The 25,769-nt window shown below is 60.7% G+C and carries 30 protein-coding genes; 20 read left to right on the top strand and 10 right to left on the bottom strand.

Annotated features, from left to right (window positions below; genetic code table 11):
• The first annotated feature begins 8 nt into the window (after nt 1–8).
• Together trpB and ACYQ54_RS18615 are read left to right on the top strand one after the other, a co-directional pair.
• Nucleotides 9–1,223, top strand: coding sequence for a tryptophan synthase subunit beta (gene trpB, locus ACYQ54_RS18620; RefSeq protein ID WP_460085253.1), 1,215 nt, complete (start codon nt 9–11; stop codon nt 1,221–1,223).
• 374 nt (nt 1,224–1,597) lie between these two features.
• The gene (locus ACYQ54_RS18615) at nt 1,598–1,768 is read left to right on the top strand and encodes a hypothetical protein (RefSeq protein WP_460085251.1); all 171 of its coding nucleotides are present in this window, start codon (nt 1,598–1,600) and stop codon (nt 1,766–1,768) included.
• A gap of 12 nt (nt 1,769–1,780) precedes the next feature.
• On the opposite strand, the gene ACYQ54_RS18610 is transcribed toward ACYQ54_RS18615, so the two are convergent.
• Nucleotides 1,781–2,032, bottom strand: coding sequence for a hypothetical protein (locus ACYQ54_RS18610; RefSeq protein ID WP_460085248.1), 252 nt, complete (start codon nt 2,030–2,032; stop codon nt 1,781–1,783).
• A gap of 218 nt (nt 2,033–2,250) precedes the next feature.
• On the opposite strand from ACYQ54_RS18610, the gene ACYQ54_RS18605 reads away from it, so the two are divergent.
• The 6 genes from ACYQ54_RS18605 (at nt 2,251) to ACYQ54_RS18580 (ending at nt 7,578) form a co-directional block, all read left to right on the top strand.
• Complete coding sequence (locus tag ACYQ54_RS18605) at nt 2,251–2,433, top strand: hypothetical protein (protein WP_460085247.1); 183 nt, start codon at nt 2,251–2,253, stop codon at nt 2,431–2,433.
• A gap of 136 nt (nt 2,434–2,569) precedes the next feature.
• On the top strand, nt 2,570–3,403 hold the full coding sequence (trpA, locus tag ACYQ54_RS18600) for a tryptophan synthase subunit alpha (protein WP_460085245.1): 834 nt from the start codon (nt 2,570–2,572) through the stop codon (nt 3,401–3,403).
• Nucleotides 3,404–3,496: 93 nt separating this feature from the next.
• Nucleotides 3,497–4,453: an acetyl-CoA carboxylase, carboxyltransferase subunit beta gene (gene accD / locus ACYQ54_RS18595; protein WP_460085242.1), complete on the top strand. Its 957-nt coding sequence runs from the start codon at nt 3,497–3,499 to the stop codon at nt 4,451–4,453.
• 137 nt (nt 4,454–4,590) lie between these two features.
• Nucleotides 4,591–5,907 (top strand): bifunctional folylpolyglutamate synthase/dihydrofolate synthase, encoded by a 1,317-nt coding sequence (locus ACYQ54_RS18590; RefSeq protein WP_460085239.1) that lies wholly within the window; start codon nt 4,591–4,593, stop codon nt 5,905–5,907.
• 33 nt (nt 5,908–5,940) lie between these two features.
• Nucleotides 5,941–7,203: a hypothetical protein gene (locus tag ACYQ54_RS18585; RefSeq protein ID WP_460085236.1), complete on the top strand. Its 1,263-nt coding sequence runs from the start codon at nt 5,941–5,943 to the stop codon at nt 7,201–7,203.
• Nucleotides 7,204–7,215: 12 nt separating this feature from the next.
• On the top strand, nt 7,216–7,578 hold the full coding sequence (locus ACYQ54_RS18580) for an endonuclease domain-containing protein (protein WP_460085234.1): 363 nt from the start codon (nt 7,216–7,218) through the stop codon (nt 7,576–7,578).
• Nucleotides 7,579–7,834: 256 nt separating this feature from the next.
• Here the strand turns inward: ACYQ54_RS18580 and ACYQ54_RS18575 are convergent, their stop codons facing one another.
• Nucleotides 7,835–8,752, bottom strand: coding sequence for a methylated-DNA--[protein]-cysteine S-methyltransferase (locus tag ACYQ54_RS18575; protein ID WP_460085232.1), 918 nt, complete (start codon nt 8,750–8,752; stop codon nt 7,835–7,837).
• A gap of 112 nt (nt 8,753–8,864) precedes the next feature.
• Entirely contained in the window at nt 8,865–9,326 is a 462-nt protein-coding gene (locus ACYQ54_RS18570) for an Lrp/AsnC family transcriptional regulator (protein WP_023002430.1), read from the bottom strand.
• A gap of 130 nt (nt 9,327–9,456) precedes the next feature.
• Between ACYQ54_RS18570 and rocF the strand changes: the two genes are divergently transcribed.
• The 3 genes from rocF to ACYQ54_RS18555 all read left to right on the top strand — a co-directional run bounded on the left by rocF (nt 9,457) and on the right by ACYQ54_RS18555 (nt 12,326).
• Entirely contained in the window at nt 9,457–10,398 is a 942-nt protein-coding gene (rocF, locus tag ACYQ54_RS18565; RefSeq protein ID WP_460085229.1) for an arginase, read from the top strand.
• A gap of 11 nt (nt 10,399–10,409) precedes the next feature.
• Nucleotides 10,410–11,495, top strand: coding sequence for an ornithine cyclodeaminase (locus ACYQ54_RS18560; protein ID WP_460085226.1), 1,086 nt, complete (start codon nt 10,410–10,412; stop codon nt 11,493–11,495).
• 279 nt (nt 11,496–11,774) lie between these two features.
• Complete coding sequence (locus ACYQ54_RS18555; protein WP_460085224.1) at nt 11,775–12,326, top strand: hypothetical protein; 552 nt, start codon at nt 11,775–11,777, stop codon at nt 12,324–12,326.
• Here ACYQ54_RS18555 and pyrF read toward each other — a convergent pair.
• On the bottom strand, nt 12,270–13,061 hold the full coding sequence (gene pyrF, locus ACYQ54_RS18550) for an orotidine-5'-phosphate decarboxylase (protein WP_460085221.1): 792 nt from the start codon (nt 13,059–13,061) through the stop codon (nt 12,270–12,272). The genes ACYQ54_RS18555 and pyrF overlap by 57 nt on opposite strands.
• A gap of 64 nt (nt 13,062–13,125) precedes the next feature.
• The gene (locus tag ACYQ54_RS18545) at nt 13,126–13,974 is read right to left on the bottom strand and encodes an SDR family NAD(P)-dependent oxidoreductase (protein WP_460085219.1); all 849 of its coding nucleotides are present in this window, start codon (nt 13,972–13,974) and stop codon (nt 13,126–13,128) included.
• Between the two features lie 179 nt (nt 13,975–14,153).
• On the opposite strand from ACYQ54_RS18545, the gene hisB reads away from it, so the two are divergent.
• From hisB to coaA, 8 genes are all read left to right on the top strand, one after another.
• The gene (hisB, locus tag ACYQ54_RS18540) at nt 14,154–14,747 is read left to right on the top strand and encodes an imidazoleglycerol-phosphate dehydratase HisB (RefSeq protein ID WP_460085217.1); all 594 of its coding nucleotides are present in this window, start codon (nt 14,154–14,156) and stop codon (nt 14,745–14,747) included.
• 15 nt (nt 14,748–14,762) lie between these two features.
• Nucleotides 14,763–15,263, top strand: a complete 501-nt coding sequence (locus ACYQ54_RS18535; protein ID WP_460085215.1) for a DUF2628 domain-containing protein — start codon at nt 14,763–14,765, stop codon at nt 15,261–15,263.
• Nucleotides 15,260–15,913, top strand: coding sequence for an imidazole glycerol phosphate synthase subunit HisH (hisH, locus tag ACYQ54_RS18530; RefSeq protein ID WP_460085212.1), 654 nt, complete (start codon nt 15,260–15,262; stop codon nt 15,911–15,913). The genes ACYQ54_RS18535 and hisH overlap by 4 nt, the downstream gene beginning before the upstream one ends.
• A gap of 24 nt (nt 15,914–15,937) precedes the next feature.
• Complete coding sequence (locus ACYQ54_RS18525) at nt 15,938–16,225, top strand: DUF1330 domain-containing protein (protein ID WP_023002421.1); 288 nt, start codon at nt 15,938–15,940, stop codon at nt 16,223–16,225.
• Between the two features lie 6 nt (nt 16,226–16,231).
• Nucleotides 16,232–16,975, top strand: coding sequence for a 1-(5-phosphoribosyl)-5-[(5-phosphoribosylamino)methylideneamino]imidazole-4-carboxamide isomerase (hisA, locus tag ACYQ54_RS18520; protein WP_460085209.1), 744 nt, complete (start codon nt 16,232–16,234; stop codon nt 16,973–16,975).
• Complete coding sequence (gene hisF, locus ACYQ54_RS18515; RefSeq protein ID WP_152505045.1) at nt 16,972–17,751, top strand: imidazole glycerol phosphate synthase subunit HisF; 780 nt, start codon at nt 16,972–16,974, stop codon at nt 17,749–17,751. Before hisA ends, hisF begins: the two co-directional genes overlap by 4 nt.
• A 24-nt stretch (nt 17,752–17,775) precedes the next feature.
• The gene (locus tag ACYQ54_RS18510) at nt 17,776–18,099 is read left to right on the top strand and encodes a phosphoribosyl-ATP diphosphatase (protein WP_460085207.1); all 324 of its coding nucleotides are present in this window, start codon (nt 17,776–17,778) and stop codon (nt 18,097–18,099) included.
• Between the two features lie 63 nt (nt 18,100–18,162).
• Nucleotides 18,163–19,128: a type I pantothenate kinase gene (coaA, locus tag ACYQ54_RS18505; RefSeq protein WP_460085204.1), complete on the top strand. Its 966-nt coding sequence runs from the start codon at nt 18,163–18,165 to the stop codon at nt 19,126–19,128.
• A gap of 21 nt (nt 19,129–19,149) precedes the next feature.
• Here coaA and ACYQ54_RS18500 read toward each other — a convergent pair whose 3' ends face one another.
• Both ACYQ54_RS18500 and ACYQ54_RS18495 read right to left on the bottom strand, forming a co-directional pair.
• A complete protein-coding gene (locus tag ACYQ54_RS18500) occupies nt 19,150–19,974 on the bottom strand; it encodes an alpha/beta fold hydrolase (RefSeq protein WP_460085201.1) in 825 nt (274 codons plus the stop codon).
• Between the two features lie 179 nt (nt 19,975–20,153).
• Nucleotides 20,154–20,552, bottom strand: coding sequence for a RidA family protein (locus tag ACYQ54_RS18495; protein ID WP_460085198.1), 399 nt, complete (start codon nt 20,550–20,552; stop codon nt 20,154–20,156).
• 168 nt (nt 20,553–20,720) lie between these two features.
• Here ACYQ54_RS18495 and ACYQ54_RS18490 point away from each other — a divergent pair, with 168 nt between their 5' ends.
• Nucleotides 20,721–21,299, top strand: coding sequence for a TetR/AcrR family transcriptional regulator (locus ACYQ54_RS18490; RefSeq protein WP_460085195.1), 579 nt, complete (start codon nt 20,721–20,723; stop codon nt 21,297–21,299).
• Between the two features lie 79 nt (nt 21,300–21,378).
• Here the strand turns inward: ACYQ54_RS18490 and ACYQ54_RS18485 are convergent, their stop codons facing one another.
• The 3 genes from ACYQ54_RS18485 to ACYQ54_RS18475 form a co-directional block, all read right to left on the bottom strand.
• Nucleotides 21,379–23,067, bottom strand: a complete 1,689-nt coding sequence (locus tag ACYQ54_RS18485; RefSeq protein WP_460085192.1) for a methyl-accepting chemotaxis protein — start codon at nt 23,065–23,067, stop codon at nt 21,379–21,381.
• A 175-nt stretch (nt 23,068–23,242) separates the two neighbouring features.
• The gene (locus ACYQ54_RS18480; protein ID WP_460085190.1) at nt 23,243–25,102 is read right to left on the bottom strand and encodes a VHL beta domain-containing protein; all 1,860 of its coding nucleotides are present in this window, start codon (nt 25,100–25,102) and stop codon (nt 23,243–23,245) included.
• 100 nt (nt 25,103–25,202) lie between these two features.
• A complete protein-coding gene (locus ACYQ54_RS18475; protein ID WP_460085187.1) occupies nt 25,203–25,760 on the bottom strand; it encodes an ActR/PrrA/RegA family redox response regulator transcription factor in 558 nt (185 codons plus the stop codon).
• Nucleotides 25,761–25,769: the final 9 nt, after the last annotated feature.

Raw genomic sequence — 25,769 nt, 5'->3', positions numbered from 1 at the left:
GTAAACGCGTGAACGAACTGGCAAACAGCATCCGGACCGGTCCGGACGATCGCGGGCATTTCGGTATTTTCGGTGGCCGCTATGTCGCCGAAACGCTGATGCCGCTGATCCTGGACCTGGAGCAGCATTACAAGGATGCCAAGAACGATCCGGCTTTCAAGGCCGAGATCGAGTCGCTGAACAAGCATTATACCGGCCGGCCGTCGCCGCTCTATTTCGCTGAGCGCCTGACCAAGGAACTCGGCGGCGCGAAGATCTACTTCAAGCGCGACGAGCTGAACCACACCGGCTCCCACAAGATCAACAACTGCATCGGCCAGATCCTGCTTGCCAAGCGCATGGGCAAGACCCGGATCATCGCCGAGACGGGCGCCGGCCAGCATGGTGTCGCGACCGCGACCGTGTGCGCCCGGTTCGGCCTGCCCTGCGTTGTCTACATGGGCAAGACCGACGTGGAGCGGCAGAAGCCAAATGTCTTCCGCATGAAGCTGCTAGGTGCTGAAATCGTTCCGGTAACCGCAGGCGCCGGCACTCTGAAAGACGCCATGAACGAGGCGTTGCGCGACTGGGTAACCAATGTCGAGGACACCTATTACCTGATCGGCACTGCCGCAGGTCCGCACCCCTATCCGGAAATGGTGCGGGATTTCCAGTCCGTGATCGGCAAGGAACTGCGCGAGCAGATGATGGAAGCCGAAGGTCGTCTGCCGGACGCTCTGGTCGCCGCTGTCGGAGGCGGGTCCAATGCCATCGGTCTGTTCCATCCGTTCCTCGACGACAACGACGTCAAGATCTACGGCGTCGAAGCGGGCGGCCGCGGTCTTCAGGGTGAAGAGCACTGCGCTTCGCTGACCGCCGGCAAACCGGGCGTGCTGCATGGCAACCGCACCTATCTGCTGCAGGACGAGGACGGCCAGATCCTGGAAGGACATTCCATTTCCGCCGGGCTCGACTATCCGGGCATCGGGCCCGAGCATTCCTGGCTCAAGGAAATCGGCCGCGTGGAATATGTGCCTATCATGGACGACGAGGCGCTGGACGCTTTCCAGATGCTGACCCGCGTCGAAGGCATCATTCCGGCACTGGAACCATCACACGCGCTGGCCCATGTGGTGAAGCTGGCACCGCAGATGGACAAGGATCAGATCATCGTCATGAACCTGTGCGGCCGCGGTGACAAGGACGTCTTCGCCGTTGGTCAGATGCTGGGCTTCGATCTGTAACAGCCCGCTTCAAACGGACTTTCGAGAAACCGCGTACCGCAAGGTGCGCGGTTTTTGTTTGGTTTTTCTCCAGAGTGTCACGACGGACGAGCGTCAGCGCAGATCCTTGGCCTGCGCGCGTTGCAGCTTGTCAATCCGGTAAATTTTGAACTGACTTTGCGTAAATTCATACCCGTACTGGAAATGAGTGGGCCAAAGGTTTCACGGCATTTGCCCAGGGTGTCCTCCGTAGGTGAAGACCCGATTAACCAGCCCACTCACTTTGGAAATGCTGCAATGCATTCTTGTGCGTTGTGAATCCGCCGGGAAAGACTAAATCAGCCGCGAATGAAACAGATGCGGCGCGATTGCCGCCCGCTTGAGGAAACTCCGAAATGGCCTTCGATCTTCTGACCGGCTTTGTCCGCGACCTTCGTGCGTCCCGCAGGGTTGCCGGCGAAATCAACCGCATGAACCACCTCAACGACGCCCAGCTTGCCGATCTCGGACTAGAGCGCAGCGAAATCACCAGCCGCGCCTTCGCCCGTCATTTCAACCGGCGTTGAGGCTGCTTCTGCTCAGGCGCTGCGCTTGAACGCTGCACGTGGCCGCATCGCAATGGGTTTTGCCGTCAACATGGCTTCCAGCAATTGCTGACGGCCCCGGGCGTCCAGACCGGTCGCCTGATGTGCCAGTGCCGGATCGGTTTGCCCGGAAGACATGTCGGCAAGATCCGTGCGCTGGGCAAAACCCAGATGAAGATCCTTCATGCGGCGCCAAAGCTTTTCGGTGAAAGGCTCGGGAGCAGGTTCAAACAGGGAATGGGCCATTTTCAGCTCCTTATTTGTTTGGTGGCTCACTTGTCCTTTTAGAATAAGTGCACGGAGTGCATTTTTCTAGGCGCAATTTGTGCGTATTTGGTGGAGCAGCCATGCGTTCAACGCGGGGCTGACTTGCATTCGCACAGCTTGCTGCACTGCAAAAAAACCATAAGCTGCGGCCCGATTGCGATTCAGGATCGCGGCATCCGTCTTTTTTGGTTTTTGAGATGAGCACCTTGCAGGCCCTCCACATCAGCGCGCCGTCGGCAGCGCCCCTCGCCACCGTGTTTCGCGGTGCCGGAAACCCGTTCACGCGTGCCGGCCGGGCGAAGCCCATGGGCAGCGAGCATGTCTATCGGGCAGATGCCGCCCTGCGCGCGATTGGCCTGATCGACTATCCGAGCCGGTAACGTCCCGGGTTCGGACCGCGTCCGGATGCCCCGAATCTGCATGAGACAGATTGACATTGCACGCGCTGCCCCCGTACATCGCTGAAACGGAAACGCCCCGGAGGGTCCCGGTTGGCGCGAAAAAGGGTAGCAGTGAATGACGGATACGCGTATCGACCGCCGTTTTAAAGCTTGTGCGGATGCCGGTAGGCCGGCCTTGGTCACCTTTATCACCGCAGGCGATCCGGATCTGCAGACCTCTCAAGCTCTTCTGAACGCCCTCCCGGCAGCCGGTGCCGACGTCATCGAACTTGGCATGCCTTTTTCCGACCCGATGGCCGAAGGCATCCCGATTCAGCTCGGTAACCAGCGCGCCCTGGCGGCGGGTCACACCATGGACAAGACCCTGGACATGGTGCGGGAGTTCCGCAAGCAGGATCAGGACACGCCGATCATCCTGATGGGCTATTACAATCCGATCTACGTGCGGGACCCGAAGGTTTTCGTTCAGGTTGCCAAGGATGCCGGTGTGGACGGTTTCATCATCGTCGATATTCCGGCAGAGGCTGACGATGAATTGTGCATTCCGGCTCTGGAAGCCGGTCTCAACTTTATCCGCCTTGCAACACCGACCACTGACGACAAGCGTCTGCCCGCCGTTCTGGCCAACACTTCCGGTTTCGTTTATTACGTCTCCGTGACTGGCATCACCGGTGCGAATATCGCCGACACCGGCCGGGTGTCGACCGCGGTGAAGCGGATCAAGGGGCACACGAACCTGCCCGTTGCCGTCGGTTTCGGCGTGAAGACTGCAGACCAGGCGGCGGAGATCGGCAAGGATGCCGATGGTGTCGTGGTCGGGTCGGTTCTGGTCAGCGCCATTCGCGACAGCCTCGACGAGGCCGGCAAGGCGACCGACAAAACCGTGCAGGCCGTCGTGGATCTGGTGTCCGACCTGGCTTCCGGCTGCGCCCGGTCAAGAACAGCCTGACTGGCCGGCCTGAAGGCTGGTCACAATTGAAGGATTTGGGACGGACCCCATATCTCCGTCCAATGGTAACTCGAGTAGCGGGACGCGTTTGACGTGAACTGGATCAATTCTATCGTACGCCCCAAGATCCGTGATCTTTGGAAGAAGCGCGAAGTTCCGGAAAACCTTTGGATCAAGTGTCCGGAAACCGGTGAAATGGTGTTTCATCGGGATCTGGAAGCCAATCTCTGGGTAATCCCGAATTCCGGTCACCACATGCGCATTCCGGCGCGCAAGCGCGTCGAGGCACTCTTCGACGGCGGCAAATACACCGAGGTCGATACCCCGGAAGTGCATGCCGACCCGCACAAGTTCCGCGACAGCAAGCGCTATTCCGACCGGCTGAAGGAAGCCCGCACCAAGTCCGGCGAGAACGAAGCGGTGATCGTGGCCCAGGGTCAGGTCAACGGCATGCCGCTGACCATCGCCGTCCAGAATTTCGATTTCATCGCCGGGTCGCTTGGTATGGCCGCGGGCGAGGCAATCCTTGCCGGCATGCTGAAAGCCGTCGAAGACAAGACACCCTTCGTCATGTTTGCCGCTTCCGGCGGTGCGCGCATGCAGGAAGGTATTCTGTCGCTGATGCAGATGCCGCGCACCACGGTCGGTGTGCAGATGCTGCGCGAGGCGGGACTGCCCTACATCGTTGTCCTGACCAATCCCACCACGGGCGGCGTTTCGGCCTCCTACGCCATGCTTGGCGATGTGCATATTGCCGAACCGGGCGCCCAGATCGGGTTTGCCGGACGGCGCGTCATCGAACAGACCGTGCGTGAAAAGCTGCCGGACGATTTCCAGACCGCCGAATATCTTCTCGACCACGGCATGATCGACATGGTGGTGCCGCGCCAGAAGATGAAGGAAACACTGACCCGCATCTGCGGCATCCTGATGAAGCGCGAAGTCGAGCTGCCGAAGCTCGAGGCGCCGAAGGAGCAGGCGCCGGAAGCAGAAGCCAAGCCTGCCGAAACGGCAGCAGAGCCCGCCAAGGAAGCGGAAGCTGCCAGCTAGGCAGCTTCGTTACACGAATACGTCGCGAAAGCGGCCTGAGACGACATTTACGGGCTGTCCGCTTGTCTCGCGGGCGGCCTTCCCGTAAAGGCGTAAGTCAAACGCAACCGGGAAAAAGGGACCCTGCGGAGGGCGCCTTGGATCAAATCACGAAAATTCTGGACCGTTTGCTGGCGTTGCATCCGAAGGAGATAGATCTCTCGCTCGGACGCATGTACCGCCTGCTGGAAGCGCTCGGTCATCCCGAACGCCGCCTGCCACCGGTGATTCATGTTGCCGGCACCAACGGCAAGGGCTCGGTCACCGCCACCATGCGGGCGATCCTGGAAGCTTCCGGAAAACGCTGCCACGTCTACACCTCGCCGCATCTGGTCTCCTTCAACGAGCGCATACGCCTCGGCTCGGATGGCAAGTTCGTCTCCGATCCGGTCCTCTACGAGGCATTGCACCGCTGCGAGGAAGCCAATGGCGGTGAGGAAATCACCTTTTTCGAGATCACCACCGCAGCGGCCTTCCTGCTGTTCGCGGAGCATCCCGCCGATGTGCTGCTGCTTGAAGTCGGTCTTGGCGGGCGTCTTGATGCCACCAACGTCATCGACCGGCCGCTTGCCACGGTGATCACCCAGGTTTCCATGGATCATGAGAAATTCCTGGGTGACGACCTTTCGGTGATCGCTGCGGAAAAGGCAGGCATCATCAAGCCAGGCGTGCCGGTCATCTGCGCCGCGCAGGAAGACGGGGCCATGGCAACCATCTCGCGCCAGGCAGCCCGCAACAAGGCGCCGCTCGACATATTCGGACAGGACTTTGCCGCCCAGGAAGATCAGGGCCGGATGGCGTTTCAGGACGAGGATGAGCTGATCGACCTGCCCGTCCCCGTGCTTGGCGGCCGTCATCAGTTTTCCAATGCGGCTGTCGCCATCGCGACGCTGAAAGCGGCGGGCATGCTGCCGGACGGCGACACGATTGCCCATGGTTTGAAGACGGTCAACTGGCCCGGCCGGTTGCAGCCGATCACCAGCGGCGCGCTGCACGAGCTGTGCCCGGAGGGCTCGGAAGTCTGGGTCGATGGTGGTCACAATCCGGGTGCAGGCATTTCCATCGCCCAGTTCATGGGCGAACAGGAAGAGCGCGCTCCCCGCCCGCTCTACCTCGTGTCCGGCATGCTGACGACCAAGGATCCGGTTGGCTTCTTCCGTCCGTTCCACGGTCTGGTGCGCCATGTCGGCACGGTTCCGATCACCACTACGACCACCGCCAGGACGCCGGAAGACCTGGCCGATCTCGCCCGGTGTGCGGGACTTGAAGCTACGCCGTTTCAATCACTGGACGCAGCGCTGGCAGATGTGGCAGCTTGTGCGGCAATAGACGGCGAACCCCCCCGGATTCTGATCTGCGGGTCGCTGTATCTGGCCGGTGAAGTCCTGGCGCGCAGCGGTCTGGCACCGGTCTGAGGCGTCACCGGCCTCTGCCCGAGGAGGCCTTGCATGTTCGGTTTTGAAACCTTTCGTTCAGCGCTTGCAGGAGTTTTCCTGGGCGCCCTGCTGCTGACCGTGCCTGCCAGTGCGCTCACCGAACAATACGAAACGCCGCCGGAGCAGGATCCGGCCACCGTTCTGGACGGCAAGGAGCTTGGGCCCGGTTATGCAGTGCTTTCGCCGGTGCGCGGCGACGGGTTCCTGCGGATCTATCAGGTCCAGACAGATCTCGGCGTGGAGCAGATCGAAGGCGACGGCTTGCTCAAGCTGCGTCTCCACGAAATCCAGGTGCTGATTGCGCTCGACAGCCTGAAGAATGACGCCAGCTTCGTCGACGGCCTCAAGCAGGCGGCCATGAAGCCGGTCGAATTCGTTGAGAGCACGGTGACCGATCCCGTCGGAACAGCCAAGAACACCGTCTCCGGCGTCGGCCGTATGTTCGGCCGTCTCACCAAGGGTGTCGAGGCCGCCGTCAGTGGCAAGGGCGGCTCCCCGGCGGAGCTGGCCAAGTCGATCACCGGCCAGGCCAAGGCCCGCAGGGAACTTGCGGTCAGCGTCGGTGTCGATCCCTATACATTCTACCGACCGCTGTCGGAAAAGCTCGACGAAACTGCCAGCGTCACCACGGCGGGCAGCTGGACGGTGAGTGCGATAACCAGCCTCCTGCCGGGTGGCATCATCGTCAACGCAGCGCGCCAGGCGGACAATTTCCGCAATCTCATTGTCGACAGCACCTCAACCGAGCTGCAGGAGCGCACTGCCAGCGTTCTGCGCGAGGTTGGTGTCCCGGAAGTGACCAATGCAAAACTCATTGGCAATCCGTTCTACACGGCAGCCGAGAAAGCCGCGATCGCCTACCAGATGCAGGCCATGCCCGGCGTGAAGGACCTGTACCTGCTTGCCGAAAAGGCCGCCGATGCGGACAGCCGCGATCTTGCCTATTTCCAGCTTCGCCGCGTGGTTCTCATGGAAACCTACAACAGAACGGTTTCACCGCTGGGCGATATCAAGCTGGTTTCCGGTATTCCGGTCGCCCTGCGCCGTGACGGCATTGCAGCCATCGTCATGCCTTTCGATCATGTGGCCTGGACACAGACCGTGGCACAGACATTCTCCGCCCTTCACGAAGGCCTCGGCACCTTGCCCTTCCCGCCGACGGGTGTCGATTTCCTGATCACCGGCGACGTCACGCCCATGGCCGCCGAACGCATGGCCGCTTTCGGCTGGGAAATCACCGGCAATTATCCGATGCCGAAGGGGCCGGTGTTTTAGGACCAGGCAAACTTGGCACCGACACACATCGACGCAAGCACGAGAGAGCTTGCCAGGAAGCTTCGTCTAAACCAAACCCAGGGCGAAAAATCCTTATGGCGTGCGTTGCGAGAGCTGAAGGCCGACGACATCCATGTCCGGCGCCAGGCGCCGATCGGGCCGTATGTGGCAGACCTTGTCATTTTCTCAAGCAAGGTCGTGATCGAGATTGATGGCGATATTCACGATCAGCCAGACCAACTGCAACATGATCAACGACGCGCCGCTTGGCTGGGCGCGGAAGGATTTCAGATCCTGCGCTATTCGTCCTTGGAGGTTCATGAGAACCTGGAAGGTGTAGTGCTCGATATTCGGAGAAGGCTGAATCTGGACTGATTGAGTGCGTTTCACGGCTGCGCCGTTTACCCCCATCCCTAACCCTTCCCCACAAGGGGGAAGGGAACGAGGCTCTGCTTCGTGGGACTTCCGAATATTTTCCAACTGCGTTTGTTCGATGTTTCGATGCTGGCATCGCTTCCGGCGGTATCCCCCTCCCCCTTGTGGGGAGGGGTTAGGGGTGGGGGACCTGCCCGGTATTTACCGGTTAAGGATCTGACTGCGGGTTTTCCAAAGGCACGATTACACTTCCCCCTCAAACACACTCCAACACCGGCCCCGACAAGCCGCTTTCCCAGCCGAGGATGGCGCGTTTGCGGGTGAGGCCCCAGTGGTACCCGCCAAGTTTGCCACCCTTGGCAAGCACTCGGTGGCAAGGCACGACGAAGGAGAGCGGATTGCGGCCGACGGCAGAGCCCACGGCGCGGGACGCCTTCGGATTGCCGAGGCAGGCGGCAATGTCGGAATAGGTGGTCGCCTTGCCCATCGGGATCTTCAACAGGGTTTGCCAGACCCTTATTTCAAAATCGGTCCCTATCATAACGATGTTGAGCGGCTGGTCCTCCTGCCACTTTTTGGGATCGAAGACGCGCCGGGCAAATTGGGCTGTTGCTTCCTGATCCTGAACGAACGCGGCCGCAGGCCAGCGCTCGCACATGTCTTCCAGGGCGGAGGTTTCGTCGCCCGGATCGGCAAATCCGAGACCGGCCAGCCCCTTGTCGGTGGCCATCACCAAGACCTGGCCGAACGGAGAGGGATGAAACCCGTAGGCAATCGAAAGGCCGGCGCCGCGATTGCGGTAATCGCCGGGCGTCATGGCTTCGTGGGTGACGAAGAGGTCGTGCAGTCGGCCCGAACCGGACAGGCCCACCTCGTAGGTGGCGTCCAGAACACTGGCGGACTCGCGCAACAAGGCCTTGGCATGATCCAGCGTGATTGCCTGCAGGAACTGCTTCGGCGTCAGCCCGGCCCAGCGCGAAAACACCCGTTGCAGCTGAATGGGCTGGAGGCCGGCCTCCTTGGCAAGCTGGTCCAGCGAGGGTTGCTCGCGCCAGTCTTCGGTGATCCTCTTCAAGGTACGGCGAACAACGTCATAGTTCTGCGCAGCCTCTTCGCCGATGGAGATCGGCGTCGGTTCGGACGTCAGGCTGGTAAGGTCGAGCGCTTTGGTCATGGTGGTGTCTTCATGCTGATCTTGCAGTCCGCTCTGATCTTAATCCGCGAACGACAGCGGGGCGACCCGATTTGCGAGCCGGATGACGATGGAGATGCCAAGACCGGCACTTCTAGCCCAGAACATCCTTGAACTCGCTGGCGGAAACCGCGGGTCCCTTGCGGGTGGTCAGAAGCAGGCTGGTTTCTGTGCCGGTAATGCCCTCGATCAACCGAATGCGGTTGAGCGCATCGTCAAAGGCGGCAAGATCACGGGTGGCCACGTCCAGTACCAGATCCCACTTGCCGTTTGTGGAATGGATCGCGCGAACTTCCGTCATCGCGCTGAGCGAGCGGATCACCGGTTCGGTGTTGTGGCCGTCCACCACCACGAGCGTTACCGCGCGGATCGGCAGGTCGCGCCAGTCGTCGCGAAGAACGGCGGTAAAGCCGAGTATTTCTCCGGTGTCGACCAGCTTTTCCATCCGCGATCGTACTGTGGCACGCGAAACTTTCAGATCACCTGCCAATTCGGACACCGATCTTCGCCCATCATGACGCAGAAGCGAGATCAACCGAAGATCCAGATCGTCCATTGTTCCATTCCGATCAATTGAAGCTACCAAAATGATAAATTTGGCTGCTCTTTTGATCAAGTGTCCGGATTTACTCCGCCGCGGCGTTTCAGCACACTTCTGACAGTCGGAATTTGGGTCGGAGCAGGCCGTGAACGTCGTTGAAAAACAGATTGTACTGGTCGGAGCGCCCGTGGACGAAGGCGCCGGTCAGCGCGGCTGTCTCATGGGGCCGGATGCCTACCGCACCGCAGGCTTGCAGGAAACACTGCAGGAGCTCGGCCATTCGGTTTCAGACCACGGAAATCTGACGCCGGCAAATGTCGGCTACCTCTCACCGCCCAACCCTGTTTTGCGTAACTATCCTGCCTATGTCGCCTGGACCCGTGCCTTGCACCAAAAGGCGGCAGATCTTGGCGAAGGCCCGGTCGTGCCGATTTATCTCGGCGGCGACCATGCCATGGCGGCCGGCACGGTCTCGGGCCAGGCAAGGGCGGCTGCCGCCCTCGGCCGGCCGCTCTTCGTACTGTGGCTCGATGCCCATTCGGATTTTCACACGCTGGACAGCACCGCCAGCGGCAATCTTCACGGCACGCCGCTCGCGTTTCTGTGCGGTCTTCCCGGGTTTGACGATCTGCTCGGCGCGCCGCTTGAGCACACGTTGAAACCGCAGAATGTCGAGATTCTCGGCGTTAGGTCCATCGATGATGCCGAGCGCAACCTGCTCGTCAGCCACGGAGTGGGCGTCAGCGACATGCGCCGGATCGACGAGGAAGGTATCGGGGTCCTGTTGAAGCCGTTTCTGGAGCGCGTCCGGGCGGAAAACGGCCTGCTGCATGTCAGCCTCGACGTCGATTTTCTCGACCCGTCGATTGCTCCGGCCGTCGGCACCACCGTCCCGGGCGGCGCGACCTTTCGTGAAGCCCATCTGGTGATGGAGATGCTGCATGACAGCGGCCTCGTCACCTCGCTCGATCTGGTCGAGCTCAATCCCTTCCTGGACGAACGCGGAAAAACCGCGCGTCTGATGGTCGAGCTGACCGGCAGCCTGTTTGGCCGCCGGGTCTTCGACCGGCCGACAAGAAGCTTCTAGAGGACCGAACAATGTCAAACAGCCCCATCAATCTCCTGCCGTCGGATCTCGCCTATGTGCCATTCGTCAGCGTCGACAACATGATGCGCAATGTTCGCGCGATTGGCGTCGAAACCTTCATGCGTGGCATCGCCGAATATATCGAGCAGGATTTCCTGCGCTGGGAAAGCTTCGACAAGAAACCGCGCATCCCGGCGCATGCGCCTCAGGGTGTCATAGAGCTGATGCCGACCAGCGACGGCAAGACTTTCGGCTTCAAATATGTCAACGGTCACCCGGGCAACACCCGGGATGGTCTGCAGACCGTTACCGGTTTCGGTGTTCTGTCGAACCTGATGACCGGCTACCCGGTGCTGTTCACCGAGATGACGATCCTGACCGCCCTGCGCACGGCAGCCAACTCGGCGCTTGCCGCCAAATACCTGGCGCCGAAAGGGTCCACCACGATGGCGATCATCGGCAATGGCGCCCAGTCCGACTTCCAGTGCCTGGCCTTCAAGGACATGCTCGGCATCACCGAGATCCGCGCCTACGACATTGATAGCGCGGCCAGCCTGCGGCTTGCCCGCAACCTTGCCAATTCCGGTCTCAACGTGACCATCTGCAAGACGCCGGAAGACGCGATCGAAGGCGCGCAGATCATCACCACCGTCACCGCGGACAAGAAGTCGGCGACGATCCTGACCGACAACATGGTCGGCACCGGCGTGCACATCAACGCGGTCGGCGGCGACTGCCCGGGCAAGACGGAACTGCATCGCGATATCCTGCTGCGCTCCGATATCTTTGTCGAATTCCCGGACCAGACCCATATCGAAGGCGAGTTCCAGCAGCTTGACCGGGATCATCCGGTCACCGAACTCTGGCAGGTCTACGCCGGCAAGACCGAGGGCCGCACGTCACAGGACCAGATAACGCTGTTCGACAGCGTCGGCTTTGCGATCGAGGACTTCGCCGCCCTGCGCTACGTCCGCGATCTTCTGCCCAGAACGGGCCATTTCGAAAAGCTCGACCTGCTGGCGGATCCGGATGATCCGCGCGATCTCTACGGCATGGTACTGCGGTCCGCCGCCAATGGAGACAATCAGGCAGCGTGACCTCAGATCACGTGATTGTAGCAAACTGGACCACCGCTTCGGCGGTGGTTTTTTTCGCCTTGCGATGCGATTGCCCCCATTCTCAACGTCCCAAAACGAAAGAAAAGGCTCTGGTCACACCGGGGATCCATTTGGCAGATACGACTGAACAGGGTGTAACACCAGGCGGCTACGTTGGAACCCGCCGACGAAACATGCATAAAAACCTTCGAACTTCAGTGGCTTATCTTAAGGTTTTCAGTATTGAGTAGCCCCTTCCTACCCAACGGGGACTTCTTGATGACATTCAGAATTTTGACCGGCCTTGGCCTCGGCCTGCTTGCCGCTTCTACCGCTCAGGCCGAACAGCAATATTTTTCCTATAAAGACTGGAACGTCCAGATCGAGGCGGTCGATACCGGCGAGGATCTGCGGATCACCTGCTCCATGTGGACCGGTGGCGACGGCCTGCCCACCGTCGGTTTTTCCATTTCCAACGGCGATGCATTGCCACCGGATATGTTTCCCGGGGTTCAGCTGACCGAGCGCGCCATCCGGGGGCATGCCACGGTTCTTCAGAACGAGCAGAAGGTCAATTTCGTCTTTGATGACGGCGACAGCGCGCAGGCAACGGTCTACGCGGACTTCGACGAAGACGGTTTCGCCTTCGCGCAGACCGATTTCCCGTTCGAAGACAATCAGCGTGTGCTTCAGGCCATGCAGCGGAACGGCCAGATCGATATCGTCGGGCTGGGTGGCCCTGTCTACACCGCGTCCCTGAGCGGGTTTACCGCATCATATCGAAAAGTTGCCGAAGGATGCGGTTTTCCGGTGACTGGTGTTGTCGATTAACGGTGGGGTGCTCAGCGCCGCTTCTATTTCGGCAACCACTGCATCGGCCGCCGCACCCGGGTCTTCGGCCCGGCTGATCGGCCGGCCGACCACCAGATAGTCGCTGCCGGCGTGAATGGCATCGGCCGGGGTCATGACCCGGCGCTGGTCACCGGCGTCGCTGCCGGAAGGGCGGATGCCGGGGGTGACGATCACAAGCTCGTCTCCGAGGATCGTGCGCAACTTCAAGGCTTCGGTGGCGGCACAGACAATGCCGCCCATGCCCGCGTCACGGGCATCGCGTGCGCGGGTTTCCACCACATCGGCAATCGGGCCGCGATATCCTGCATCGACCAGATCCTGCTCGTCCATGGAGGTCAGCACGGTCACGCCGAGCAGGCACAGGTCGGGATTGCCCTCTTCCCGCAGGCCCTTCACGGCGGCGCGCATGGTTTTCGGATACCCGTGCAGGGTCATGAAGGTCATGCCCATCTTGGCGACGTTGCGCACGGCTTTCTCGATTGTGTTGTCGATGTCGTGAAGTTTGACGTCGAGAAAGATCTTCTTGCCGTCACGCGCCAGGTCCCGGGCGAATTCCAGTCCGCCGGCGAATTGCAGCTCCATGCCGATCTTGTAGACACCGACCTTGCCTTCGGTCTGCTTCACCAGTTTCTCGGCTTCAGCGACCGTCGGCACGTCGACGGGCAGCATCAGACGATCCAGAGCGGTTTTCGGGGCGAACGGGCTGGTCGGCATGGGCAGATCCTCGATTTTGGGGCAGGTGTCAGTGCATAGCACCAAGGATCGCCCAGCGCCAGAACTACACCTTCCCGGTTCGCTCGAATTCCGCGAAGGCGTCCTTGTAGTCGGCGTGCCAGCGGGACAGCGGCGGCCGGTTTTCGATGATATCGCCGATAGCCCATTCGGCTCGGCGTCTGTCCCTCGTGCTGTCGACATCATTGTCCGGGCACAGGACATAGAAATCACCTGCCGTCATCCGCTCGATGAAATGGTCGACGGTCTGCTCGCTGGTCCAGGCCGAGGCCGGCTTTTCCGGAAAGTGGCTGGCAGTCATGCCGGTGTAGGTGAAACCCGGTACGAACAGGTGCACGGAAATGGGCGCACCGGCCTGTCGCAGCTCATGGGCGAGCTGCTCGCTGAGCACCTTCACCGCGGCCTTGGTGGTGTTGTAGCCGGGATTGCCCGGCGGTGTGGTGATGCCCTGTTTCGACCCTGTATTGACGATAACGGCCGGACGATTGGCCTCGATCAGGCGCGGTGTGAAGGCCTGGACACCGCGCAAAACGCCAAAGAAGTTGACGTCCATCAGCCGGACCCAGTTGTCGAAGTCCTCCCAGGCGGATGTCGGCAGGCTGATGCCCGCATTGTTCATCAAGACGGCGACCGGTCCCGTTTCAAACGCCTTCTCGGCAAGGGCTTCTACCTGCTCCATGTCGCTGACATCGGTCGGAACCGCAAGAATATCGACGCCGACGGTACCGGCGGCGCGGACTTTTTCGGTTGCCTCCTGAAGCGCGGCACCGGGCAGATCGGCCAGGATGACGCCCAACCCGGCCTTGGCAAACCGGGTGGCTGCGGCCAGACCGACACCGCTGGCAGCACCGGTCACGACGGCAAGCCCGCCTTCGGAAATGGCTTTTTCGTACATGATGGATGTCTCCGCAAAATGGATTTCAGGAAGGTGCCCGCAGACGGCTGCCGATTTGCTTTCCTGCAAGATAGACCGGCCGCAGAACCCTTTCACTATGAAACCGCTATTTTCTTAGACGGTTCAGGCTGCTACAACACCGCGGTTCTTCTTTCCCATGACCCACGGGGCATCAGCACATGCGCACAGCGAGTGTATCGCGCGACACCAAGGAAACCCGCATCTCGGTCGAGATCAACCTGGACGGCACGGGCGCTTACGACGTCAAGACCGGCGTCGGGTTTTTCGACCATATGCTGGAGCAGTTGTCGCGACATTCGCTGATCGACATCAAGGCGCGCGCCGATGGCGACACCCACATCGATTTTCACCACACGGTCGAGGATACCGGCATTGCGCTGGGCCAGGCTATTTCCGAAGCGCTGGGCGACATGGCGGGTATCACCCGCTATGCCGACACCCATCTTGCCATGGACGAGGCACTGACCCGCTGCGCACTGGACGTGTCCGGCCGTCCGTTCCTTGTCTGGGATGTCACCTTCGACCGGGATAAGGTCGGTGAGTTCGACACGGAGCTGTTCGAGGAGTTTTTCCGGGCATTCGCGATGAATGCCGGGATCACTCTTCATATTGCCAACCTTTATGGCTCCAATTGCCATCACATCGCCGAAACCTGCTTCAAGGCGGTTGCGCGCTCGTTGCGCAAGGCGGTGGAGATCGACCCGCGGCAGGCAGACCGCATTCCGACCACCAAGGGCCAGCTCGGCGGCTAGGGCAGGAAACGGCGCATGAGCACATATGTTGTGATGGCTCCGCCAGAATTCGAAGACGTGGCTGGTGATCCCCGCCAGACAGACCGGCTTGCCTTTGTTCCGGACGGCTTCTCGACGCTTGCGTTCCTGTTTGCCGTTATCTGGCTGCTGGTCAACCGCATGTGGCTGGTGCTGCTCGGCTATCTCGCGGCGACGCTGGCGATCGAGTTGCTGGCACTGTCCGTCAGTCAGGAAGCCATGGCGGTGGTCGCCCTCTTCACATCCATCCTGTTCGGCCTGGAAGCCCAGGCGCTCCGTCGCTGGTCGCTGGAGCGCAAGGGCTGGCGCGTTGTCGGCATCGTCGATGCGCTCAACAAGACCGAGGCCGAATTTCGTTTTCTCCATAAGGCGGCGGACCGACTTTCGCCACCCAGACTTCATGAAGACCGGCAGCGCCCCGCCTCCCAACCGATCATCCCGAGGATCGGCAGCGAGCAGGTGGTGGGCCTGACACTCGGTCCGGAGACCCGTCAATGACCATCGCGATTATCGATTACGGCTCGGGCAATCTGCGCTCGGCCGAAAAGGCGTTCGAGCGCGCGGCCCGCGCCCACGCCCACACGCCGGATGTCATCGTGACCTCAGACCCCGAAAGGGTTCTGAAGGCCGACCGTGTCGTGCTGCCGGGTGTTGGCGCCTTTGCCGACTGCAAGCGCGGCCTGTGGGCCGTTGAGGGCATGCCGGAAGCTCTGGAGCAGGTCGTGCGCAAGGACGGCAAGCCATTCTTCGGCATCTGCGTCGGCATGCAGCTGATGGCGAGCCGCGGGCTGGAATTCGAGACTGTTGAAGGCCTTGGCTGGGTCGAGGGCGACGTCACCGCCATGGAACCGGCCGACAAGACGCTGAAGATCCCGCACATGGGCTGGAACACAATCAATGTTCGCCCGGAAAGCCACGCAGTTTTCAAGGGACTGGAAACGGGTCCGGATGGGCTGCACGCCTATTTCGTGCACTCGTTCCACTTTGCCTGCGCGCGGGCGGAAGACCGTCTGGCGACGTTCGACTATGCCGGTACCTTCACCGCCATGGTGGCGAAGGATAACATGATCGGCACCCAGTTCCACCCGGAAAAAAGCCAGCGGCTCGGTCTTGAGCTGATTGCCAATTTCCTGGACTGGACCCCTTAAACGAGAAGCGCCTGGGAGGCCAAAATGAGCAAAGGTTACTGGATCGCCCGTGTCGACGTGCACGACGCCGATGGATATCCGGCATATGTGGAAACGGCAAAGCCCGCGTTTGAGCGGTTCGGCGCCAACTTCCTGGCCCGCGGCGGCAAGACCGATGCCATTGAAGGACCTGGCCGGGCGCGAAACGTCATAATCGAATTTCCGAGCTTCCAGCATGCGGTGGATTGCTATAATTCGCCGGAGTATCAGGAAGCGGTGAAAATCCGCCAGAAAGTAGCCGATGGCGAAATCGTCATCGTTGAAGGAATTTAAAGCGACATGATCCTCTTTCCCGCCATCGATCTGAAGGATGGCCAGTGCGTTCGCCTGAAACTGGGCGACATGGACCAGGCCACCGTGTTCAACGACAACCCGGGTGCGCAAGCCCGGGCGTTCGAGGATCAGGGCTTCGAATGGCTCCATGTGGTCGATCTCAACGGCGCCTTTGCCGGCGAGAGCGTGAACGGCGCGGCTGTCGATGCCATTCTGGAGGCAACGAAGAACCCGGTGCAGCTGGGTGGCGGGATCAGGACGCTGGATCATATCGAGGCCTGGCTGGATAAGGGCATCAGCCGCGTAATCCTGGGCACGGTTGCCGTGCGCGATCCGGAGCTGGTGAAGGAAGCCTGCCGCAAGTTCCCGGGCAAGGTTGCCGTCGGCATCGACGCGAAGGGCGGCTATGTCGCCGTCGAGGGTTGGGCGGAAACGTCCGAACTCACCGCGGTCGATCTTGCCAGGCAGTTCGAGGACGCGGGCGTCGCGGCGATCATCTACACAGATATCGACCGCGACGGTGTTCTGAAGGGCCTCAACATTCCATCCACGCTTGAACTCGCCCGCGCCGTCTCCATTCCGGTCATCGCTTCCGGCGGCCTTGCGTCGATCGACGACATACACCGCCTGCTGGAGCCCGACTGCGCCATCCTGGAAGGCGCGATCTCCGGCCGGGCGCTTTACGATGGCCGTCTCGATCCGAAAGAAGCCATGGAGCTGATCCTGGCCGCGCGGAGCGCAGTATCATGACCTTGAAAGCCCGTGTCATTCCCTGTCTCGACGTCAAGGACGGTCGTGTCGTCAAGGGTGTCAACTTCGTCGACCTGGTCGATGCCGGCGACCCAGTAGAAGCCGCCAAGGCCTATGACGCGGCCGGGGCGGACGAACTCTGCTTTCTGGACATCACGGCCAGCCACGAGGGCCGGGACACGATCTACGACGTCGTCCGGCGCACGGCCGAGGCCTGTTTCATGCCGGTAACCGTCGGCGGCGGCGTGCGTACCGTGGAAGACATCCGAAAGCTGCTGATCGCCGGGGCCGACAAGGTGTCGATCAACACGGCGGCCGTCACCAATCCGGATTTCGTGCGCGAAGCGGCGGAAAAGTTCGGTGCGCAGTGTATCGTCGTTTCCATCGACGCCAAGCAGGTCAACGCGCCGGGCGAACCGGAAAAATTCGAGATCTTCACCCATGGCGGCCGCAATGCCACCGGCATCGATGCGGTCGAATTTGCCAGGAAGGTGGTTGATCTTGGCGCTGGTGAGCTGCTGGTTACCTCCATGGACCGGGACGGTACCAAGTCCGGCTACAACATCGCGCTCACCCGGGCGATTGCCGATGCTGTGCCGGTACCGGTCATCGCTTCGGGCGGTGTCGGCAACCTGGATCACATGGTGGAAGGCATCCGCGACGGCCATGCCACCGCCGTACTGGCCGCCTCGATCTTCCACTTTGGCGAATACACCATCCAGGAAGCCAAGCACTACATGAACGACGCCGGCGTACCGATGCGCCTCGACGCCTGAGATGGCCTCAAGGGAACTAGCCAAATGACCGACTTCACTTTGGAAGATCTGGACGCCATTATTGCTGCACGTGCGAAAAGCGCGGACGACAAGTCCTACACGCGCAAGCTCGTCAACAAGGGTGTTGCCAAATGCGCCCAGAAGCTGGGGGAAGAAGCGGTTGAAGCGGCGATTGCCGCCGTTCAGAAGGACCGGCAGGAATTGACGGCCGAGGCCGCCGATGTGCTTTATCACTTGTTGGTGGTTCTCAATGTCTCCAATGTCCCCCTCGAGGATGTTATGAAGGAGCTTGCGAGCCGTACGGGACAGACCGGACTGGAAGAGAAGGCGTCCCGGCCTCAAGAATGAACCAGGGCCTGTTGGCCCTGTACCGGATCCGGCGTTCAGCCGCGCAGCAGGAACTGCGAAGTTATGGATCAGAAAGTCGCCACGGCCCTGGACATGGATCTGTCCCCTTACCAGGTGTTCACCGAGCGCGAGTGGGCAAGACTGCGTGCGGACACGCCCATGACGCTCGATGCGCATGAAGTGGCACAGCTGCAGGGCCTCAATGCGCCGGTGTCGATCGAGCAGGTCGAGACAATTTATCTGCCGCTTTCCCGCCTGCTTGCCTTCTATGCCGAAGCAACCATCAGCATCTTTCAGGCAACGCAGAACTTCCTCGGCACCCGTGACGGCAAGACGCCGTTCATCATCGGCGTGGCCGGGTCGGTGTCCGTCGGCAAGTCAACGACTTCGCGCGTGCTGCGTGAGCTTCTGACCCGCTGGCCGGCCAGCCCGAAGGTCGATCTGATCACCACCGACGGGTTCCTGTATCCCAATGCGGTGCTGGAAGCCGAAGGGCTGATGTCCAAGAAGGGTTTTCCGGAAAGTTTCGACAGACCGCGGCTGCTGAAATTCCTGTCCGATATCAAGGCCGGAAAGCGTTTCGTGCGTGCGCCGGTCTATTCGCATTTCTATTACGACGTCATGCCCGGGCACACGGTAACGGTCGACCGGCCCGATATTCTGATTGTCGAGGGCCTCAACGTGCTTCAGACGCGCGAACTGCCCAAGGACGGGCGCGCGGTGCCGTTCGTGTCGGATTTCTTCGATTTCTCGGTCTATATCGACGCCGACGAGACCCTGCTGCTGAACTGGTATGTCGACCGTTTCATGCGCCTTCGCGAGACGGCCTTCCGAGATCCGGGATCCTATTTCCATAAATACTCGCGGATCACGGACCAGGAAGCGATCACGACTGCCAACCGGATCTGGAATGACATCAACCTGGTCAACCTGCGCGAAAACATCCTGCCGACACGGCCTCGTGCCGATCTGATCCTCACCAAGGACTCCAGCCACAAGATTGCCAAGGTCGCCCTGCGCAAGATCTGAGTTGCAGCCGACGCCTATCCTTCAGAGGAAGGCACCCAGCTTGGCCAGAACGAGATCCGGCACCTCGAGCTGCGGCAGGTGGCCGGCGTTCGGCAGCGATTCGAAGGTCGACTGCGTAATGGCGGCATGCAGAGCCCGGCCGCGGTCTATCGGGATCCACGGGTCGTCCTCTCCCCACAGGATCTTGACCGGGCAACGGATGTCTCCGTAAAGCGGTTCGATCTCGTTCGTATAGGTTTCGTCCGCCTGCGCAAACTGGCGATAGAAGCTGCCGCGGCCTTCTTCCGTCAACCAGGGGCCTGCCAGTGCCGCGCGGGCTTCGGTCCCGATTTCGTTCACCAGGGCACCACCGATATAGGCATCGACAACCGCGCGGTGGATATGCGGCGGCAGCCCGACAAAGGCCTCCACATGGCGGCCGACGTGATCGAAGAACTCCGACCCCCAGGGGCTGAGCGCAACGACGTTCATCAGGACGTATTTCTCGAAATCACAGCCGTGCAACAGATGCGCCCGCAACGTCGTTGCCCCGCCAAAGTCGTGGGCCACCACCGAGGGCCGTTCGAGTTGCCAGTGATCGAGCATTTCGGCAAAGACCTTGCCCTGGACGTCGAGGGAGGTCTTCTGGTCAGCTGATTTTTCTGACTGGCCGTATCCCGGCATGTCGTACCAGTGAACGCGGAACTTTTTTGAGAGTTCCGGAATGAGCTGATGCCAAGACCAGGACGACCAGGGCCAGCCGTGGGCGAGCACCAGAGATGGCCCTTCTCCAGCCCGGCCTGCCTTCACGACACCGGCAGATGTTCGGATTTCTTCGGAAAGGTGCCAGTTCGCGGCGTCACTCATGATCTGGTCTCCATGGTACATGCATTGGCAGACATGCGCTGGAAACAGTTGGCGACCGTCTCCTTGCGCCTCCCGCACGTGGTGTGCCACGTCGCAGCTTGCAACCGCAGAAGGCTATTGGTGCGGCCTGGCCTGCCTTGAGGTTCGAAAAAACCTGGCGGCAGGACAGCCGACAGGCGTCAGGCGGTGTCGGGGATACGCGCAATGACCTTGATTTCAAAATCGAAACCGGCCAGCCAGTTGACACCGACAGCCGTCCAGTTCGGATAGGGGGCTTTGTCGAAAACCTCGTCCTTCACCTTCATCAGGCTCTCGAACTGGTTTTCCGGGTCTGTGTGGAAGGTCGTGACGTCGACGATATCGTCCAGTCCGCAGCCTGCCGCTTTCAGCACGGCTTGCAGGTTTTCAAAGGCAAGGCGCACCTGATCTTCGTAGTTCGGTTCCGGCGTGCCGTCCGCACGGCTGCCGACCTGACCGGATACAAAAAGAAGGTCGCCGGAGCGAAGGGCGGCCGAGTATTTATGCGTGTCATAAAGGGCGTGACGGCCTTCCGGGAAAACGGGTTGGCTTTTGGTCATGTGCTGTCCTTTGAGGGTTTGGCTTCTCTGGGAAACCGGGCTTAACGGGGAGCGATTATTGAGATACGTTGCGTATGTGAATAGCTCACATACATGGCGTATGTCAATTGGTATACGCAGCGTATGCGAATCTGCGAGGTAAGGATGGCGCCTGGAAAACGAGCCGAAATGATGGAAGAAACGCGGGCAAAGCTGATTGCGGCAGGGCGAAAAGCCTTTGCCGAACAAGGCTATGCAGCTGCGTCCATGGATGAGCTGACCGCCTCGGTCGGCCTGACGCGCGGCGCGCTTTATCACAATTTCGGAGACAAGAAAGGCCTGCTACAGGCGGTCGTCAATCAGCTCGATGGCGAAATCGCAGCCGAGGCCAAAGAAGCCGCCAGCCGGCTTGGCGGGAGCGAATGGGAGTCGCTCATGGCAGAAGGCATCGCCTATATCGAGATGGCCCTGAATCCTGAAGTGCAGCGCATCGTGCTGCTCGACGGACCATCCGTGCTTGGCGATCCGTCCCAGTGGCCAAGCCAGAACGTCTGCCTGCAGACAACGACACGTGCGCTTGAACGTTTGATCGCCGAAGGTCTCGTGAAGCCCGTTGATGCGGAAGCTGCTGCGCGGCTCTTGAACGGAGCTGCCTTCAATGCCGCTCTCTGGATCGCGGCGAGCAATGACCCGCAAGCGGATCTGAAGAAGGCGATCGACGCTTTCAAGGTTTTGGGAGAAGGCCTTTTGACGACACCCCCAACCTGACCAGGTCACTTGAAAACCGACAGAAAAAAGCCCGCAGCCTTGGAAGGACTGCGGGCTTTTCGCGTCTGATGTACCGGCCTTATGCCACGGAGCGCTTGCGGACTTCCTGAAGGAAGGTGCCGACCTGATTGCGCAGCATCGAAGCGTTTTCCTTCAGTTGCTGGGCCGAGCTGTCGACCTTCTCCGCAGTATCGCGGGTGTTTTCGGCAGCCGCTGCAACGGTCTCGATGTTTGTGGTCACCTCAACCGTGCTACGCGAGGCTTCGGTCGCGTTGCTGGCGATTTCCTGCGTCGCGACACCCTGCTCCTCAACGGAGGATGCGATGGAGGACGCGATTTCGTTCATGTTGTTGATGATCTCGGTAACCGAGGAGATGGCGCTGGCCGCATGGCCGGTTTCATCCTGGATCGCCGTGATCTGGCTGGAAATTTCCTCGGTCGCCTTCGAGGTCTGGGTGGCCAGTTCCTTGACTTCCGCCGCAACGACCGCAAAGCCCCTGCCGGCTTCGCCCGCGCGTGCCGCCTCGATGGTCGCATTAAGCGCCAGGAGGTTGGTCTGCTCGGCGATTGCCTGGATCAGGTTCACGACCTCGCCAATGCGGCTGGCGCTTTCGGAAAGTCCGTGCATGCGCTGGTTGGTGGCCTGGGCCTCTCCGGCGGCGCGAGCAGCGATCTCGCTGGAAGACTGCACCTGGCGGCGGATTTCATTGACCGATGCGGATAGCTCTTCCGCTGCCGCGGCAACGGTTTCCACGTTGTGGGCTGCCTGCGAGGACGCGTTTGAAACGCGGCCGCTCTGCTCCGTGGTCTGGGCGGCGACGCCCGTCATGTCGGCGGAGGCTGCCTGCAGGTTCTGGACGGAACTGTCGATGATGTTCAGCATTTCCATGATCTGGCGATCGAAGTCACCACTGAGCTGCTGGATCTCGGCTCCCTTGCGAGCTGCATCTTCCTGGCTGGAATTCTGCTGCTCTTCCAGGTCACGGCGCGCGGATTCGTTCTTGACGAAAATTTCCATGGCGCTGGCCATCTGGCCGATCTCGTCGCCGCGATCGGTGCCTTCGATGGAAATGTTCGTGTTGCCCTCAGCCAGCAGGCTCATGTTGTCCGTCAGCGCGCGAAGCGGGCGTACCGTGTTGCGAACGGCGACAACAGCAATGCCGATCGCAACGAGGGCGCCGATCAGCGCAAGTGCGATGATCGCGGTCGCAGCGCTCCAGTAGGAGGCATCCAGATCATCGACGTACACGCCTGTACCGACCATCCAGCCCCAGGGTTCAAAGCCGGAGCCCCAACCATATTTCGCGATCGGAACCTCGTTGTTGGCGCGCGGCCAGTAGTAAAGAAGCGAACCGCCGCCGGCCTTGGCTTCCTTGATCAGCTCGGCCACGATCTTCACGCCGGTCTTGTCGGCAAACCCCATCATGTTGGTGCCGACCAGCTTGGCGTTGGGGTGAACGAGGTTTATGCCTGTGTAGTCGTAGGCGAAGACATAATTGTCGCCTTCGAACCGCATAGCGCCGATTGCCGCCCTGGCGGCTGTCTGCGCCTCGTCCCGGCTCATTTGCCCGGCTTTTTCCAGACCCTGATAATAGGCGGCGATCGAAACCGCGCTGTCCGTGATTTCCTCAATCTTCTTGAGTCGTTCGGCGAACATTGCCGAATAGAGGCTGTTGAGACTGACCACACAGATCGCAGCTGTGAACAGCAGGATGGTCGCGATCGGCAGACTGATCTTCCAGGTGATGGGCCAACGGGCGAAGGACATGATTATGTGATTCCTATCGAACTCTGTCCGACAAGGTTTCCGCCTAATAATTGACCAAAAGCTTAAAATGTTGACGTGGCGTGCCGTTAAAACGATTCAGCAAGCAAAAAGATGTCCAAAGGTCCGGATTTCTACCAAGTACAAAGCCTGTAATGTTTATCAGGTCTGCTTCATACTATCTGCGGGCGCAGAAAACGTCCCTCAGTCCTGGACGAGACCAGGTTGCATTCTGAAGCTGTCCCTTAAGCACATGCCCCTGGGATTCGTAATAGAACGTGTTGGCACTGCCCTGACGCTGCAGGGTCACCGCGCCATAGCCCATTTCGGCAACGGTCGCCGACTGCATGTCGGGTGAGAAAACGACATTCAGGTCGATCCCGGAAGTGCACAGATAGTCGGCCACATTGGCGCGGGCTGTTTGCTGCTGCTGGAACGTCGGTTGATTGGAGCCTTCGATGGATCCCGGCGGTACCGGCCCGGACGGGAAATCATTGCCGGGCTGCCCGTCGAAGCCGCCTCCGTTCGGCGCGCCCCAGGTGTTGCCGTTGTCAATGCCGTTGTTGCCGAACCCGTTATTGCCCGGGGCGCCGAAATTGGCCGGCCCGTTGATCACGACTTCCCGGTACGGCGTCTTGGTGACGTAAATGCCCCGGCATTCGCCACTTGCACCGCGCACGGTCCAGGCATGGGAGACATAGGTCTGCTGTTCCAGGATCTGTCCGGGTTCCAGGCGCGCGTAGGGCCGCTCGCCACCGCGATAATCCACCCAGTTGACCTCGATGGGCTGACGGCTGGCATTGCGGAACACGATCTGACCAGGCCGGACGGCTTCGACGGACCGCACGCGGCCAGCCTCGGCGCAGGAAAGATCCGAGTTCGCTTCCTCGGCTCCGCTGCCGTAGGCATCGTCGGAAACGATCTGCTGTGGCTGGGAGCAAGTGGCGACGAACAGGCGCACCGGGTTTGCACTGCCTTTGAGGGAAACTTCGTGTGCAGGCAGGCCTTCAACCGAGATCGACAGGGCAGACTGCTTGATCATGGCCTCCCACAGTGGGTCGGTCATTTCGATGTTGACTTCGGGCAGCGATATGCCGGCTTCATTGGCGCTGGACGAGCCGAAAGCGTTGTAGACACTGTCGAATTCACCCGCGGAAATGCGCACGGCCTGCGGCATTCCTTCCAGGAGGCCGGCAGGAGCCTGCTGGAACGTGATCTTGGCAAAACCGGACTGCGTGGTGCAATCGGCCCGGAAGTCCCGGTCGTCGGTCTGCGGAACGGCGTGCTCTAGCATCGACGGCGTGCCCGGCTGTGTACCGGGTTCGGACAGCCACTCGCGTGCCTCGTTCGGGTTCACCAGAACCGGTTCGGAATTGGCGGCACCGGGATAACCGTCGCCGGTTACCGTGTCGATATCGTCAGGCAGAGAGGCCGTTTCCGTGCCGGGCGCGGAAATCGGCGTGTCGACCTGGTCAAGCGGCTGCAGTCCGCCTTCTCCGGCTGGTGGGTTGATTTCCTCAACGGAAGGGGTCGACGTTCCGTTGGAATTGGACGCCGTCTGCTGTCCTTCCACGGGCCGGTCCTGCGAGGACTGAGCCGTCGTCGGCGCATTGGAAACCGGGCCGGCCGCCGTGCCGGAATTTGTGCCGACAACGCGAGCCGCAGCGCCCGGCTTGCCGTCGTTCGAAACATCGACCACGAGCGTGCCGCCGGAGCAGAAGCTGGCGTCGCGGTGCAGAACGCGGCTGTTTTCCAGGGTAACCTCAAGCTTGACGTCACAGGGAGGCAGCTTGTTGTCGCTGCCCATCGTATCGATGACCACACCCTTGTCGTCGCGGCTGATGATCGGCCGGTACTTCTTGTTCACGGTGATCGACCGGATGCCGGGCTGCGGAGGCTCCACGTTGATGCGCACGGTTTCCGGAACGGATTGAGCCTGCGCAGGCAATGCGGAGACCAGCAGAACCACGCTGCAAGCGGCAAGAAGGCCGGATTTCAGCACAGGGGTAACAAGAGCATTGGCAGCATCAAGCCGCATAAGCGATCTCCATGGGAGCGCAGGTTATCACCGTTTGGGCATACTTAGGCAAAGTGGCGGTCTAAGGGCAAGCCCGCATTGGCACAAAGGCCTCGCTTTCTCAGCGCGGGGCGCGCTTTGCGAGGATCCGTTGCAGGGTACGGCGGTGCATGTTCAGCCGGCGGGCTGTCTCCGAAACATTGCGATCGCAAAGCTCGTAAACCCGCTGGATATGCTCCCAGCGAACCCGGTCGGCTGACATCGGGTTCTCCGGCGGCTGTGCCTTGTCTTCCGGCTTGCGCGCCAGGGCGGCGACGATATCGTCGGGATCGGCAGGCTTGGCAAGGTAGTCGATGGCGCCCAGTTTGACCGCCGTGACGGCCGTTGCGATGTTGCCGTATCCGGTCAGCACGATGGCGCGTGCATCCGGACGACGCTGGCGAAGCTGCTCGATGACATCCAGACCATTACCGTCCTCAAGCCGCATGTCCACAATCGCGAAGGCCGGTGCGTTCTGGGCAATCTTGCCCGCTGCATCCTGAACACTGTCGGCTGTCTCCGTCGCAAAGCCTCGCTTTTCCATGGCGCGCGCAAGGCGCTGCTGGAACGGCTTGTCGTCATCAACGATCAGGAGGGTCATGTCCTCCGAACTGTTCAGGGCAGGTGTCTGGTCCGTCATTTGGCTCTA

It is taken from the genome of Roseibium sp. LAB1, assembly GCF_054658235.1.
The sequence above is the reverse complement of the archived record's forward strand: the minus strand, read 5'-3'. Positions and strand labels throughout refer to the sequence as shown.